The organism is Streptomyces sp. NPDC102270, from assembly GCF_044766405.1.
In the GTDB taxonomy this organism is placed as follows: Bacteria; Actinomycetota; Actinomycetes; order Streptomycetales; family Streptomycetaceae; genus Streptomyces.
Window position 1 is genome coordinate 253,732 of record NZ_JBIWLX010000009.1, and the last position, 14,758, is coordinate 268,489.

The window sequence follows — 14,758 nt, forward strand, 5'->3', positions numbered from 1 at the left end:
TCGATTCCGCGTCGTCACGCGGCGCACTCGACGAGATCGTCCGTGCGGAGCCGGCCGGCGAGGCGGCGCAGGCCCCGTCGGGCGTGGCTCTTGACCGTTCCCAGCGGCCAGCCGGTGAGTTCGGCGATCTGGGTCTGGGTGAGGTCGTCGTAGAAGGCGAGGTTGAGCACCCGGCGCTGTGGTGCCGGAAGCTGTGACATCTCGTCGGCGAGCAGGACACGGTCGAGGGCGGTCTCCGGCAGCACCGCCTCGTCGTGGGCCCGCAGCTGCAACTGGGCGCCCACGGCGGCGACGAGTTCGGTGCGCCGGGTGCGGGCGGCGAGCGCGTCGGCGATCTTCCGGCGGGCGATGCCCGTGAGCCAGCCGGGCAGGGTGCCGCGGTCCGGGGCGAATCCGGCGCGGCCCCGCCACGCGGCGAGGAACACCAGCTGGGTGACGTCCTCCGCCTCCCTCGCATCGCCCAGGGAGCGCCTGGCAAGGGCGTGGACGAGCGGACCCCACCGGTGGTGCACGACGGCGAGGCATGCCTCGTCCCCGTTGCGGAACCCCTCCACGAGCTCGCGCTCGTCGATGTCCCTCTCCCCGCCGGTTCGCTGTGCGGTCCTCATCGTCACTCCTCCGCTGGGCCTGGTGGTCGCCTGGAGCGACCGCGGCCCTTCCACCGTGCGGATTCCACGCGGATGAGGCAACTTGCATCGACTTCGCATCGAATCGAGCAGGCGGCGGGGAAAACGCACCCCCGTGGGGCCCGGTCGCTTCCATTCCTTCCCGTTCCGCCCCGCATCCGTCTCCGCCATCCGAGGCGAACCGGTCATGACGACGCCAGCTCTGAGCACGAGCATTCGACGAGGGGAAGCGGCATGAGCTCCACCGTGACAAAGGACCACCGCGCGGACCGGAGTCCGTGCGCACCCCCGACCGCCGAGCAGGTGTCCCCCGCTCCGGCGCACCGGACGGCCGCGGAGACGGACCACGGCCGAGGTGATCACCAGCGCGCCTCCCCGCCCGGCACACCCCCGGCGTACGACGACCCGCGCGCCGTGGACGCGGACGTGCCGCACGCCGTGCGCGCGGTACTCGGTGGCCTGCTCGACCATCACATGGCCGCGGCCGAGGCCGTCGATCCGCTCTTCGGCGAGGACCTGGCCGGGCGGGTCGTCCGTTTCACGCGGAGCGGCGGCAAACTCGGCCGTGCCCAGTTCGTGTGGTGGGCCCTGCGGGCCTGCGGCGGCGGCGAGCCCTGGCAGGCGCACGCCGCGCTGCGGATCGGATCCGCCCTGGAACTCATCCAGACCTGTGCCCTGGTCCATGACGACGTGATGGACGGCGCGCGGCTGCGCCGCGGACAGCCTGCCCTGCACGTCGACGTCACCGCCCAGTACGCGGGCGCGTGTGCCCCGCGGCGCGGTGCGCGCCTCGGGGAGGCCGCGGCGATCCTCGCCGGTGACCTGGCCCTGGCCTGGGCGGACGACGTGCTGGCGGACACCGAGATGCCGCGCCCCACCGCGCGGCGGGTCCGGGTGCTGTGGAGCGCCCTGCGCACGGAGATGGTGGCCGGGCAGTACCTGGACGTGCAGGGTGAGGCCACCTCGGCGCGTTCCGAGGCCCGGGCGATCCGCGCCGCCTGCCTCAAGAGCGCCCGGTACTCCGTGGAACGCCCCCTCGCGCTCGGCGCGGCCCTGGCCGACGCCGGCCCCGCCGCCACCCGGGCCCTGTGTTCGGCGGGCCGCCGCGTCGGGCTGGCCTTCCAGCTGCGCGACGACCTCCTCGACGCCTTCGCCGATCCGCACGACACCGGCAAGCCCCGGGGCGGCGACATCCGCAGCGGCAAACCCACCTACCTCGCCGCCGTCGCGCAGGCACGGGCGCAGGCCTCGGGTGACCGACGTGCCCAGGACCTGCTGCGCGACACGCTCGGCCGTACGGACGCCTCCGACGCCGAACTCGCCGCGGTACGCCAGGTGTTCGTGTCCACGGGCGCGCGCGACACCGTCGAGGACAAGATCCGCGGGCTGGTCGCCCAGGGCCTGCGCCACCTGGACACCGCCGCGCTCGAACCCGGCCCCGCGAGGCGGTTGCAGGGGCTCCTGCGCTCCGCGGGCGGCGTGACCGGCACCACGGCCTCCGACGTGGTCGCCCTCCCCCTGGTCCCGGCGACCGGCGAGGGGGCCGGCCGATGACCCGGACCGTGCCCGGGCGCACCGACCATGTGGTGGTCGTCGGCGCCGGTCTGTCCGGGCTTGCGGCCGCCCTGCATCTGCTCGGCGCCGGACGCCGGGTGACCGTGGTGGAACGCGACGCGTCACCCGGTGGGCGTGCCGGGCGGATCGTCCGCGGCGGCTACCACTTCGACACCGGACCCACGGTGCTGACGATGCCTCACCTGGCGGACGAGGCGTTCGCCGCCGTCGGCGACAGCCTGCGCGCCCGGATCGATCTGGTGCCGCTGCACCCGGCCTACCGGGCCCGGTTCGCCGACGGCAGCACGCTGGACGTGCACACCGGCGCCGAGGCGATGGAGGCGGAGATCGAGCGCTTCGCCGGGGCCGCCGAAGCCGCCGGATACCGGCGGTTGCGTGCCTGGCTGGAGCGGCTGTACCGGGTGCAGATGCGGCGCTTCATCGACGCCGACTTCGACTCGCCCCTGAGCCTGCTCCACCCCGACCTCGCACGCCTGGCCGCGCTCGGCGGGTTCGGGCGTCTGGACGCGCGCATCGGACGCTTCCTGCACGACGAGCGGCTACGGCGCGTCTTCTCGTTCCAGTCCCTGTACGCGGGGGTGGCCCCGGAACGCGCCCTGGCCGCGTACGCCGTCATCGCCTACATGGACACGGTGGCGGGCGTGTGGTTCCCGCGCGGCGGTATGCACGCCCTGCCCCGGGCGATGGCGGACGCCGCCGCGGACGCGGGCGCCGACCTGCGCTTCGGGGAGGCGGTGACCCGTCTGGAACGCTCCGGGGAACGGATCACCGCCGTGGTCACCGACACCGGCCGTATCGCCTGCGACGCCGTCGTCCTCACTACTGACCTTCCCGTCGCCTACCGGCTGCTGGGCCGCGCCCCGAGACGGCCGGTGGGTCTGCGGTTCTCGCCCTCCGCCGTGATCCTGCACGCCGGCACGGACCGCACCTGGCCCTGGCTGGCCCACCACACCCTCTCCTTCGGGGCGGCATGGCGGCGGACGTTCTCCGAACTCACCGAGACCGGCCGTCTGATGAGCGATCCGTCCCTGCTCATCACGCGCCCGACCGCCACCGATCCGGGCCTGGCCCCGCCCGGCCGCCATCTGCACTACATCCTGGCGCCCTGCCCGAACACCGCGCTCGGCCCCGGGCCGGCCGCCTGGGGCGAACTCGGGCCGCGCTACCGCGACAGCCTGCTCGCCGAACTGGAACGGCGCGGCCTGGACGGTCTCGCCGCCGCCATCGACGAGGAGTGTCTGGTCACTCCGGCCGACTGGCAGGCCCAGGGCCATGCAGCCGGCTCGCCCTTCTCCGCCGCCCACACCTTCGCGCAGACCGGGCCGTTCAGGCCGCGCAACCTGGTGCGGGGCACGGTCAACGCGGTTCTCGCCGGCTGCGGCACCACCCCCGGCGTCGGCGTGCCGACCGTCCTGCTGTCGGGCAAGCTCGCCGCCGCACGCATCACCGGCGGTACCCGCCCCGGGCGGCCGCGCCCCGCAGTACGTGAACCCCGCGAACGGAGACCCGTATGACCGTCCGTGAACTCGACGCGGCAGGCGTCACCGATCCGGCACTGCGGCAGGCGTACACCCGCTGCAGGCGGCTCAACGCCCAGCACGGCAAGACGTACTTCCTCGCCACCCGCCTGCTTCCGCCGGCACGCCGGCCGGCCGTGCACGCGCTGTACGGGTTCGCCCGCTGGGCCGACGACATCGTCGACACGCTCGACGGCACGACCACCCCCGCCGAGCGCGCGGAGCGGCTGGCCCGTCTTCAGCACCAGCTGGAGAGAGGGCTGAGCAGGGGCGACAGCGCCGAACCGGTCGTCCGAGCCCTGGCCGACACCGCGCTGCGCTACGACATCGACCACCGCCACTTCACCGACTTCATGACGGCGATGCGCGCCGACCTCGACACCACGGCCTATGCCACCTACGCCGACCTGCGCACCTACACCTACGGTTCGGCGGAGGTGATCGGCCTGCAGATGCTGCCGGTGCTCGGCACGGTCGTCCCGCGCGAGGAGGCGGCACCGCACGCGGCGGCCCTGGGCGTGGCGTTCCAGCTGACCAACTTCCTGCGGGACGTGGGCGAGGACCTCGACCGCGGCCGCGTCTATCTGCCCGCCGACCTGCTGGCCGCCCACGGCGTCGACCGGCATCTGCTGCGCTGGAGCCGGGACACCGGACGGCCCGACCGCCGGATCACCGCCGCCCTGCGGGAGTTCGAGCGGCTGACCCGCGAGCTGTACCGTGCGGCCACTCCGGGGCTGGCCATGCTCGACGCGGTCTCCCGCCCGTGCATCCGCACCGCGTTCGTGCTGTACGGCGGCATCCTGGACGCGGTCGCCGCGGACGGGTACCGCTCGGTGCGGCGCCGTGCCGTGGTCCCGGGACGCCGCCGCGCCGTCGTGGCCCTCGACGGCCTGGTCCGGGTCGGCGCGGCACGGCTGCGGCACCGGACGGCCGGCAACCGGGCGGCACCCGTACCGGACACGGCGGCCGGCACTCCCTCACCCTTGCGGAGGATCGCATGACACCGCGGCGACCTGCGGGCCGTGCCCGCTTCCCACTCGCCCTGCGGCGCCGCCCGGTGCGCTGGGAGAGGCAGCAGCCGACGTGGCGGCAGGCCCGGCCCGGCCTGATCGCCGAGGCACTGAAGCGGGCCCAGGCCCGCCCGTCCGGCAACTGGTACGTCGTCGGTGCCGCCCGGGACGTACGCGGAGACCGGCCGCTGTCCGCGACGGTGGCCGGTCGGGAAGTGGTGGTGTGGCGCACCGCCGACGGGCGGCTCGCGGCGGGTCCCGGTATCTGCCCGCACCTGGGGGCACCGCTCGCCGACAGCCCGGTGCGCTGCGGGACCCTCGTCTGCCACTGGCACGGACTCGCCCTGGACGGCGGGGCGTTCGCCGGCTGGGAGCCGCTGCCCGTGCACGACGACGGAGTGCTGGTCTGGGTGCGCCTGGACCAGGCCGGCGGTGAACCGCCGACACCGGCACCGGTCGTTCCGCCCCGGCCAAAGTTGTCGCGCTCCGTCGCCGCCGTCTACAGCGGGGTGGGGATCTGCGAGCCGGAGGATGTCCTGGCCAATCGGCTGGACCCGTGGCACGGGGCGTGGTTCCACCCGTACTCCTTCGTCGATCTGACCGTGGTCGGCACACCCGGCGCCGAGGAGGCGGGTGAGGACGGGTTCACCGTGGACGTGTCCTTCAAGGTCGCCGGTCGGTTCGTCGTGCCGGTACGGGCGGTGTTCACCACGCCCGAACCCCGGACGGTCCTCATGCGCATCACCGAGGGCGAGGGCCTGGGCTCCGTGGTCGAGACGCACGTGACCCCGCTCGGCCCGGACGAGCTGGGCCGGCCGCGTACCGCCGTCGTCGAGGCGGTCGTGGCCTCCTCCGCGCGCCCTGGCTTCGCCGTGGCCCGCACCGCGGCCCCTGTCCTGCGCCGCTTGATGACGGCGGGTGCCGGACGGCTGTGGCGTGACGACCTGGCCTACGCCGAACGCCGCTGGCTGCTGCGCTCCACCGGACGCTTCCCCGGCTGACCGAACCGCCTTCCGCGGTTCAGTCCGGCGGGGCGGTGACCGCGTCGGGGTGATCGGTGAGGTAGTCCCGGAGGACCGAGAGGAAGCTCGGGTCGGGACCTAGTCCCAGTGCGGCGGCGCGCCGGTGGTCGAAGACGGCCGGCCATGAGCCGACGATCGCCTCGACCGCTGGGTCCGGAGCGAGGGTGACCCGGTCGGCGACCGTGTCACCGGCCACCTGTCGCAGGGTGGCGAGGATGTCGGCGACCGAGACGGTCAGGGCGGGCAGATTCACCGGCAGCGGGCCCTCCAAGTACCCCGGTCCGGTGCCGCGTTCGGCCTCGGCGACACGGAGGATGCCCTCGATGGTGCGCCGGGGTGAGGAGAGTGCCACTTCGAGAGCGGGATCGACCGGGCAGACGGCGGGCAGCCCCGCGAGCGGCTCGCGGACGATGCCGGACAGGAATCCGGAGGCGGCCGCGTTGGGCCTGCCCGGACGTACCGCCACCGTCATCAGCCGCACGACACGCCCGTCGACGAAGCCGCGTCGGGTGCAGTCCGCGATCAGCTGCTCGCACATCAGCTTCTGGGTGCCGTAACTGGACCGCGGTACCGGCACCGTCGTCTCGCTGACCGCCGGTGGCAGAGGCAGTGCCGGGTGGGAGCCGTAGACGGCGACACTGCTGGCGAACAGCACCCGCGTCACCGGCCCGCCCGAGCCGGACTGCGCCCGGGCCGCCTCCAGCAGCGCGCGGGTGACGTCCACGTTGGCGCGCATCCCGAGGTCGAAGTCGGCCTCGCACTCCGCCGACACCGCGGCGGCGAGATGGAACAGCACGTCCACCGGCTCGGCGAACACCGCGTCCAGGTGCTCGGGCAGTTCCCCGTGCACCACCTGCACGGGCACCTCGTCACCGTGTGCCGTGCCGGGGCCGCCCACGCGGTCGACCAGCACCAGACGGCTGATCGGCTCACCGCCGAAGGTCCCCGTCCGCGCCAACGCGCCGACCAGCAGTCGTCCGAGGAAACCGGACGCACCTGTCACGACGATTCTCACCGGTTCATCTCCTCCGAAGGCCGACTGGTCCCCCCGATGCCTACCCCGGCCGCCCCCGGCGATCCGGGAGCCCGGGACACCTCGGGGTAATTGACAGGGTACGAAAGTACTGCCTAACGTACCCACATCCTGAACCACGCCGTCGGCTCGACGAGGAGTACCGATGCAGCACCTGTACGAGATAGACGTCCGGGTCCCGATGCGTGACGGCGTCGCGCTCGCCGCCAACGTGTGGCATCCGGCCCAGGGGGAGGCGCCGACGCTGCTCGTTCGCCTGCCGTACGGCAAGGACGTGATGGGCTTCGGCCAATCGGCCGTCCCCGACTTCCTGGCTCTGGTGCAGGCCGGGTACGCGCTGGTGGTACAGGACTGCCGGGGTACCCACCGCTCGGAGGGCGAGTTCGTTCCCCATATGGCCGACCGGGCCGACGGTGAGGACACCGTCGCCTGGATCGCCGACCAGCCGTGGTCGGACGGCACGGTAGGCATGTTCGGGCCGTCCTACCTGGGCATGGTCCAGTGGGAAACCGCCGTGACCGGCGCCCCCGCCCTCAGGGCGATCGCGCCCGCCCTCACCTCGATCGACAACTACGAGTCGCCCTGGTACGGCCCGGGCGGTGCCCTCTCACTGAGCCTGGTCACGATGTGGAACGCCATGATGTACATGGCTGACGCGCAGCGGTCCCTGGCGGCCGGCGAGGGCTCCGTGGCTCAGCTGCAGCAGCTCGGTCAGGCACTCCTGTCTCCGGACGCGCTCAACGACGTGCTGCCGACGGCCGAGGTTCCGGTCCTCGCGGCGTACGGCAAGTGGTGGGACGACTGGATGGCGCACCCCTCCCACGACGAGTACTGGGACGCCATTGAGCTCACGCCCGAGCTCGAGAACGTCACCGCTCCGGCGCTCAACATCGGCGGCTGGTACGACCTCTACATCGGCCAGACCGTGCGTACCTACACCACCGCCCGCCAGAAGGCAGGCAGTGAGCAGGCCCGTGACGGGCAGCGGCTGATCATCGGTCCGTGGGACCACATGTCCACGACCGGCGTCTACCCCGACCGCTCCTTCGGTCCGTTGGCCAGTGCCCAGATGCTGGGCCTGACCGGTCTGCATGTGAAGTTCTTCGACCGCTGGCTCCGCGGCGACACCACCGCTCTGGACGACGTGGCCCCGGTGAAGATCTTCGTGATGGGCATCGACCAGTGGCGCGACGAGCAGGAGTGGCCGCTGCCCGACACGCGCTGGACCGACTTCCACCTCACCAGCGCCGGCCACGCCAACACGGCGGACGGCGACGGCACGTTGACGACCGAGCCGCCGACCCACGCGGAGCGCGACACCTACCTCTACGACCCGCGCCGCCCGGTTCCCTCGGCCGGCGGGGCGTCCATGCCGACGACACAGGGGTTCTGCGGCCCCGTCGACCAGCGGGCGGTCGCCGCCCGCGAGGACGTGCTGTGCTTCGCCGGCCCCGTGCTGCACGAGCCCGTGGAGGTCACCGGTCCGGTCAGCCTGACCCTGTTCGTGTCCTCGTCGGCGGTCGACACCGACTTCACCGCCAAGCTCGTCGACGTCTTCCCCGACGGCAAGGCGATCAACCTGTGCGACGGGATCCTGCGCACCCGCTACCGGGACGGCCTCGCCACGGAAGAACTCATGGAGCCCGGCACGGTCTACGAGATCACCGTCGACATGACCGCCACCTCCAACGTGTTCCTTCCCGGCCACCGCATCCGCGTGGACGTCTCCAGCAGCAACTTCCCGCGCTACGACCGCAACACCAACACCGGCGGGTTCATCGCCCGCGAGAGCGAGGAACAGATGATTCCCGCGGTCAACCACATCCACCACGGTCCGAACCACCCCAGCCGCCTGGTCCTGCCCGTCATCGACCGCAAGGACCAGCGGTGAGCGCCGCCGACCGGGTCGCCGAACTGACCTCGGTCTTCACGGCTCCCTCCCTGAACGTGGCCTGGCTGCTGTGCGACCGGCACGCCCCCGAGAACGTCGCGTTCACCGTGGTCGACAGTGACGGCAAGGCCGCGACGCTGACCTTCGGTGCTCTGGCCGCGGACTCGCACCGCTGTGCGCGGGCGCTGCAGGGGCTCGGCGTCGGCCCGGGTGACCGGGTGGCGACTCTGATGGGCAAGAGCACCGACCTGGTCACCGTCATCCTGGCGATCTGGCGGCTGGGCGCGGTCCATGTCCCGCTGTTCACCGCGTTCGCGCCCCAGGCCATCGCCCTGCGTCTGGAGGGTGCGGGGGCGCACGTCGTGGTCGTCGACCCGGACCAGCGCCACAAGCTCGACCCGGGCCCCGACATGCCGGACGACCCTCAGCGCCGTGTCGTCGTCACCGGAACCGGCGCGCAGCACGGTGACGTCTCGCTGGGCGACCTCCTCGCCGCCGCGCCACCCGAGCCCGTGCCCGCCGTCACCACCAGCGGGGACGGACCCCTGGTGCACATGTTCACCTCGGGCACCACCGGCAAGCCCAAGGGGGTCGTCCACCCCGTCTCCTACATCGCCGGATGGCAGGTCTACCTGGAGTACGGCCTGGGTGTCACCCGGGACAGCAGGTACTGGTGCGCCGCCGACCCCGGCTGGGCCTACGGGCTGTACTCCGCCATCGTCGCTCCGATGGCCGCCGGCATTCCCAGCCTGTTGCTGTCCGGCGGGTTCTCCCCGGAGACGACCTGGCGCACCCTCGTCGACCACCAGGTCTCCGACTTCACCGCCGCCCCCACCGTGTACCGCGGCCTGCGCTCCTCGTCGGTGCCGGTGCCGCAGAACCTGCGGCTGGAGCGGCTGTCCAGCGCGGGTGAGCCCCTGACTCCCGAGGTCAACGAGTGGGCCGGGGCCACGCTCGGCCTGGCCGTGCACGATCACTTCGGCCAGACCGAGGTCGGCATGCCCCTGGCCAACCACCATCATCCCGAACTCGCCCGTCCCCTCAAGGCGGGATCGATGGGCCGGCCGGTGCCCGGCTGGAGCCTCACCGTCCTGGCCGACGACAAGGACGAGCCCGTCGAACCGGGCGTGCTCGGCCGGGTCGCGATCGACGTCGCCGCCAGCCCCCTGATGACCTTCCGCGACTACCAGATCCCCGGGCAGGCCGGCGCCAAGTTCACCGCGGACGGCCGCTGGTACCTCACGGGCGACGCCGGGCGCATCGACGCGGACGGCGACTTCTTCTTCTCCTCCCGCGACGACGACGTCATCATCATGGCCGGTTACCGGATCGGGCCGTTCGAGATCGAGAGCGTCCTCGCCCAGCATCCCGGCGTCGCCGAGTGCAGTGTCATCGGCGCACCCGACGAGGTCCGCGGCGAGGTCATCGAGGCGTACGTCCTCCTCCGCGACGGCATCGACGCCTCACCGGAACTGGCCACCGAGCTCCAGCTGCTGGTCAAGACCCGCTACGCCGCCCACGCCTACCCGCGCCGGATCCACTTCATCGACGCCCTGCCCAAGACGCCCAGCGGCAAGACCCAGCGCTACCTGCTGCGCAGACGCCGGCAAACCGAACTCGCCACCCCGGAGCCACGTTGACCGACACCGAACCTCTGCTCGTCGAGCAACGCGGCCCCGTCCGGTGGCTGCTGCTCAACCGCCCCGAGCGACGCAACGCCCTGGACGTCACCCTCATCGAGGCCCTGGACAAGCAGATCACCAGTGCCGAGGCCGATCCCGGCACAGCGGTGATCGCGGTGGCAGGCAGGGGACGGAGCTTCTGTGCGGGCGGGGACTTCCACCAGTTCCTTCAGATGCACGACCGCGGCGACAACCCGGTGGACTTCCTGACCGACGTGTCGGCCTGCTTCAGCCGTATCGCGGCCAGCCCCAAGCCATGGGTCGCCGTGCTGCACGGTCACGCCGTCGCCGGGGGTCTCGAACTCGCGCTGGCCTGCGATGTGGTCGTCGCCGCCGACACCACGCTCATCGGGGACGGTCATCTGGGCCGGCGCCTGGTGCCGGCAGGCGGGTCCAGCGTCCGGCTGCCCGGCGCGGTCGGACGCGGCCTGTCACGCTGGCTCCTGCTCACCGGCGAACTGCTGCCCGCGACCGCCTTCGCGCACACCGGCTGGATCCAGGCGATCGTGCCCGAGGCCGACCTCGACGCCACCGCCACCCGCCTCTGCCATCAGTTGGCCGACCGTCACAGCCCGGCTCAGCAACGCCTCAAGACGCTGCTGCACCGGATCGACGGCATGCCCCCCGAGCAGGCCCTGCGCGAGGAGCTGGCCACCTTCGCCGACAACTGGCCGGCGAGCTCGGTGGCCGACGCCCTGCGGGTCTTCCTCGCTCCTCCCACCACGAAAGCGGACAACAAGTGAAGCGCTACCAGGGACGGGTCGTCGCCATCACCGGGGCCGCACAAGGTCTCGGCCTCGCCATGGCGGCCCGGTTCGCCGCCGAGGGCGCCACCGTCGCACTGGCCGACGTCAACGCACAGGCCCTCACCGACGCCGCCAGGACCCTCACCGACGCCCACGACGCGCAACTGCGCACCGACGTGGTGGACGTGACGAGATCGGCCCAGGTCAACGCCTGGATCGACGGCGTCACCGACGCTATGGGCCGCCTCGACGTGCTGGTCAACAACGCCGGCATCATTCGCGACAACCGCGTCGAGGACATCAGCGACGAGGACTGGCACGCGGTCATCGACGTCAGCCTCACCGGCGGCTTCCACTGCGCCCGCGCCGCGTTCGCCCCCATGAAACGCCAGGGCTACGGACGCATCATCAGCTTCTCGTCCATGTCCTGGCGCGGGAACTTCGGCCAGACCAACTACGTGGCCGCCAAGGCCGGCATCGTCGGTATGACCCGCACCCTCGCGCTGGAGGGCGCCCGGCACGGCATCACCGCCAACGCCATCGCTCCCGGCCTCATCGAGACCCCCATGCTCGCCTCCATGAACGGCCCCGCCCGCGACAAACTCACCAACAAGATCCCCATGCGCCACACCGGCAGGCCCGAGGACATCGCCGAAGCCGCCGCCTTCCTCGCCAGTGAGGCCGCCGGCTACATCACCGGCGTCGTCCTGGACGTGGACGGCGGCATCTCCATCGGCTCCTCGATCAGGTGACGCCGCTTCCCCGCTCGCGACGGCGGTGGGATCACCCGCTGCTTCCGGCGGGGGCGGGCGTGGGAGAATGCTGCGGTGACGGCCCAAACTGACTCGCGCGACCGACGCCCACGCCGGACGGCACGCAAGCGGGTCGTCGACACCCGCCGACGCGACGAGCTGCTGCGCCAGGCCGAGGCGATCATCCTGGCCGAGGGTTTCACCGCGGTGACCATGGATGAGCTCGCCCAGCGGCTCGGGTGCTCCAAGGCGACGCTCTACAGCCTCGCCCCCACGAAGGAACAGCTGGTCCTGGCGGTCACCCGCGCCTTCTTCCGGGAGGCGACGGTCGAGATCGAACAGGCCGTCCAGGCCGAGCCCGACCCCAGGCAGCGCATCCGGGTCTACCTCGCCGGCGTCGGCACGGCCATGCGCCGGCATTCCCACGCCTTCTACGACGACATGGTCGGGTACGAGCCGACCGCACAGATCTACCGCAAGAACTCCGCGGCCGCGGCGCACCGGGTCCACCAGCTGATCGAAGAAGGCGTTGAGACCGGTGTCTTCCGCGCGCTCAACGGGCATTTCGCGGCTCAGGTCGTGGCGGTGACCATCGACGCGGTCCAGTCGGGAGTCCTTCTGGAGAGCACCGGCCTGACCGCCGGCGACGCCTTCTCCGAGCTGGGCGACCTCCTGCTGGACGGGCTCAGTTCAGGGCAGGGCCCGTCCGGACCCGCACCGGCGACGGACTGACCGAGCCGACCACAGGACCTGCGAATACCGGGGCAGAACTCCCAAGCCAGGACGCCTCCGCGTGCTGAACTCGTGAAAGATTGACGGGAGTTGTGAAGACCGACAAGAATGCGGCTCGCTCGCTGTGACTGAAGCGAGCGAAGTGACGCGCGTGGCTCGCCACGGCTTGCCTTCGTCTTCTCCGCCCACCGCGGCCGCTCGCGTCCTGCCACCTCCCACACTCACGAAACCGCTAGGGCATATCTTGACGCGCCTTTCACGCTCCAGAACGTCGGCCGCCGTCGCCGCGACCGCCTTCCTCGCCACTGCCACTCCGCTGTTCGGGGCCGCCGCCGCCAGTGCCACACCCGCGGGCGGCTGCCAGTCCGCCACGGTGCAGTACCGCATCGTCGACGCCACCGGAAAGCCGGACGCCGACTGGACCTCGCAGGGCGGCTTCCACCAGTTGTCCGCCGCCCCCGGCACCGTCGAGGTGCGGCTGGCTCCGGGTCAGACGGTCGGTGACGGCTGCACGTACCCGGTCTCACTGGCCGAATACACCACCGAGGGCCCCACCTGGCCGACCTCCGGTCTCCAGACCCTCGTCGACCACGCCACCGTCTATCTCGGCGCCGCGGACCTTCCCGGCGCCGACGACGCCAAGCGGACCTGGCAGAAGCTCACGGTGAAGACGCCGGACTGCTACGGCCAGATCGACCTGTACGGCGACGACGTCATCTACGACGGCGGCTCCGGAAAGGGGCACGGGCCCGCGCCCTACCAGCCCGACAACGTCGTCACGCCGAACCACCTGATCGCCGCGTGGAACGGCGGCGACAAGTCGTGCGCCCCTGAGCAGCCGAACTCCCCCACGCCCCCGGCCTCCCCTTCCACGCCGGACAGCCCGAGCACCCCGCCGGCCAGCCAACCGCCCGCGGACGAGACGACTCCGCCGGCCACGTCCACCACCCCGCCGCCCTCCTCCAGCACTCCGCCCACCACCCCGGACGTCCCTCCGCTGGAGTCGACGCCCCCCACCACCCCGGCGCCCTCGCCCAGCGACAGCACCCCGCCGCTGGCCGAGACCGGTTCCAGCGCGCCGGTAGGCCTGATAGCGGGCGGTGCGGCCGCGGTGATCGCCCTCGGCGCCGCCGCGCTCTACGGCACCCGCCGCGCACGGCGCTCCTGACCGGCACCGCCACGCGGTGAGGCATCCGGCAGTTTCACCTCAGGCATCGGACACACCCGCTCGGGCGGGACAAACGGCCTGCGGTGAAACTGCCGTCGCGGCTAACGGGCGGGCGCCGGGTCAGTTCTCGTGACGCGCCGCGCGGTCGGCGAGGCCACCGGCGCCCAGCGGCCCGGTGTACTCGACCGGCGCTTCGGCCTCCATGCGCGGCAGCGCACGGCGCGACACGCGCAGTACGACGGGAGGCAGGGCCGTGCGCACCGGCTGGACCAGGCGCAGCCAGCCCGGTGCGTACACCGCTGTACGACGCCGCTCCAGGCCCGTGACCAGGCGGGCGGCCACCGTGTCGACGGGGTGGATCCGGCGGGCGGGCCCCGGCATGTGCACGCGCAGTTCCCGCAGGACGGCGTGCCGGTCGGCGTCCCGGATCATGTCGGTGTCCGTCCAGTTGAGGTAGGCGATGCCCACCCCGACGCCCCGGTGTGCCACCTCGGCCCGCAGGGCGTGTGCGAAGGCCTCGGCCCCCGCCTTGGAGGCGCAGTAGGCGCTCATCATCGGGGCCGCGCCGATCGACGCGAGCGAGGCGATCTGGAGGAAGTAGCCCGCCGTGTCGAGGAGGTCCGGGAGGAACGCCCGGGCCGTGTGGGCGCTGCCGGTGAGATTGACGTCCACGACGCGGCTCCAGGCGGCCGGCGGTGAGGCCTGGAACGGGCCGCCTTCGGCTATGCCCGCGTTGGCCACCACGGCCGAGACAGCTCCGAGTCGGGCCCGCACGGCGTGGGCCGCGGTGGCCAGCGCGTCCGGGTCCGTGACGTCCACCCCGATGGCCAGGGCCGGCCCCGGCAGGGCGGCGGCCTCCGCGTCCAGGAGGCTTTTCTCGTGGCCCAGCAGCGCCACCCGGCCCCCTCGCCGGGAGATTTCCCGGGCCAGAGCCGCGCCCAGACCGCGGGCTGCTCCGGTGACGGCCACCGTCCGGCCGATGAGCGGACTGCTGCGCACGGATG

The 14,758-nt window shown here is 72.6% G+C and carries 13 protein-coding genes; 10 read left to right on the forward strand and 3 right to left on the reverse strand.

The genetic code is table 11. The features are described 5' to 3' along the window. Window positions 1–14: 14 nt before the first annotated feature. The gene (locus ACIRP7_RS20810; RefSeq protein WP_403661352.1) at window positions 15–608 is read right to left on the reverse strand and encodes an RNA polymerase sigma factor; all 594 of its coding nucleotides are present in this window, start codon (window positions 606–608) and stop codon (window positions 15–17) included. Window positions 609–860: 252 nt separating this feature from the next. On the opposite strand from ACIRP7_RS20810, the gene ACIRP7_RS20815 reads away from it, so the two are divergent. The 4 genes from ACIRP7_RS20815 to ACIRP7_RS20830 are packed head-to-tail and all read left to right on the forward strand — an operon-like array spanning window position 861 to window position 5,729. Next, on the forward strand, window positions 861–2,180 hold the full coding sequence (locus tag ACIRP7_RS20815; protein ID WP_403661355.1) for a polyprenyl synthetase family protein: 1,320 nt from the start codon (window positions 861–863) through the stop codon (window positions 2,178–2,180). Beyond that, a complete protein-coding gene (gene crtI, locus ACIRP7_RS20820) occupies window positions 2,177–3,715 on the forward strand; it encodes a phytoene desaturase family protein (protein WP_403661358.1) in 1,539 nt (512 codons plus the stop codon). Before ACIRP7_RS20815 ends, crtI begins: the two co-directional genes overlap by 4 nt. Next, on the forward strand, window positions 3,712–4,719 hold the full coding sequence (locus tag ACIRP7_RS20825) for a phytoene/squalene synthase family protein (protein ID WP_403661361.1): 1,008 nt from the start codon (window positions 3,712–3,714) through the stop codon (window positions 4,717–4,719). The genes crtI and ACIRP7_RS20825 overlap by 4 nt, the downstream gene beginning before the upstream one ends. Then, a complete protein-coding gene (locus ACIRP7_RS20830) occupies window positions 4,716–5,729 on the forward strand; it encodes a DUF5914 domain-containing protein (RefSeq protein ID WP_403661364.1) in 1,014 nt (337 codons plus the stop codon). The genes ACIRP7_RS20825 and ACIRP7_RS20830 overlap by 4 nt, the downstream gene beginning before the upstream one ends. A 19-nt stretch (window positions 5,730–5,748) precedes the next feature. On the opposite strand, the gene denD is transcribed toward ACIRP7_RS20830, so the two are convergent. After that, entirely contained in the window at window positions 5,749–6,765 is a 1,017-nt protein-coding gene (denD, locus tag ACIRP7_RS20835; protein WP_403661366.1) for a D-erythronate dehydrogenase, read from the reverse strand. A gap of 163 nt (window positions 6,766–6,928) precedes the next feature. Here denD and ACIRP7_RS20840 point away from each other — a divergent pair, with 163 nt between their 5' ends. From ACIRP7_RS20840 to ACIRP7_RS20865, 6 genes are all read left to right on the forward strand, one after another. Then, the gene (locus tag ACIRP7_RS20840) at window positions 6,929–8,674 is read left to right on the forward strand and encodes a CocE/NonD family hydrolase (protein ID WP_403661369.1); all 1,746 of its coding nucleotides are present in this window, start codon (window positions 6,929–6,931) and stop codon (window positions 8,672–8,674) included. After that, a complete protein-coding gene (locus ACIRP7_RS20845; RefSeq protein ID WP_403661372.1) occupies window positions 8,671–10,314 on the forward strand; it encodes an AMP-binding protein in 1,644 nt (547 codons plus the stop codon). The genes ACIRP7_RS20840 and ACIRP7_RS20845 overlap by 4 nt, the downstream gene beginning before the upstream one ends. Then, the gene (locus ACIRP7_RS20850; RefSeq protein WP_403661375.1) at window positions 10,311–11,099 is read left to right on the forward strand and encodes an enoyl-CoA hydratase/isomerase family protein; all 789 of its coding nucleotides are present in this window, start codon (window positions 10,311–10,313) and stop codon (window positions 11,097–11,099) included. The genes ACIRP7_RS20845 and ACIRP7_RS20850 overlap by 4 nt, the downstream gene beginning before the upstream one ends. After that, window positions 11,096–11,854, forward strand: a complete 759-nt coding sequence (locus ACIRP7_RS20855; protein ID WP_403661378.1) for an SDR family oxidoreductase — start codon at window positions 11,096–11,098, stop codon at window positions 11,852–11,854. Before ACIRP7_RS20850 ends, ACIRP7_RS20855 begins: the two co-directional genes overlap by 4 nt. A gap of 75 nt (window positions 11,855–11,929) precedes the next feature. Continuing rightward, window positions 11,930–12,586: a TetR/AcrR family transcriptional regulator gene (locus tag ACIRP7_RS20860; protein WP_403661380.1), complete on the forward strand. Its 657-nt coding sequence runs from the start codon at window positions 11,930–11,932 to the stop codon at window positions 12,584–12,586. A gap of 244 nt (window positions 12,587–12,830) precedes the next feature. Further along, window positions 12,831–13,754: a hypothetical protein gene (locus tag ACIRP7_RS20865; RefSeq protein ID WP_403661383.1), complete on the forward strand. Its 924-nt coding sequence runs from the start codon at window positions 12,831–12,833 to the stop codon at window positions 13,752–13,754. A 120-nt stretch (window positions 13,755–13,874) separates the two neighbouring features. On the opposite strand, the gene ACIRP7_RS20870 is transcribed toward ACIRP7_RS20865, so the two are convergent. Further along, window positions 13,875–14,753: an SDR family oxidoreductase gene (locus ACIRP7_RS20870; protein WP_403661386.1), complete on the reverse strand. Its 879-nt coding sequence runs from the start codon at window positions 14,751–14,753 to the stop codon at window positions 13,875–13,877. Between the last annotated feature and the right edge of the window lie 5 nt (window positions 14,754–14,758).

Coding starts and splice junctions, on each gene's coding strand:
- crtI (WP_403661358.1), top strand. CDS start 2,177: ATGACCCGGACCGTGCCCGGGCGCACCGACCATGTGGTGGTCGTCGGC.
- ACIRP7_RS20840 (WP_403661369.1), top strand. CDS start 6,929: ATGCAGCACCTGTACGAGATAGACGTCCGGGTCCCGATGCGTGACGGC.
- ACIRP7_RS20815 (WP_403661355.1), top strand. CDS start 861: ATGAGCTCCACCGTGACAAAGGACCACCGCGCGGACCGGAGTCCGTGC.
- ACIRP7_RS20830 (WP_403661364.1), top strand. CDS start 4,716: ATGACACCGCGGCGACCTGCGGGCCGTGCCCGCTTCCCACTCGCCCTG.
- ACIRP7_RS20810 (WP_403661352.1), bottom strand. CDS start 608: ATGAGGACCGCACAGCGAACCGGCGGGGAGAGGGACATCGACGAGCGC.
- ACIRP7_RS20825 (WP_403661361.1), top strand. CDS start 3,712: ATGACCGTCCGTGAACTCGACGCGGCAGGCGTCACCGATCCGGCACTG.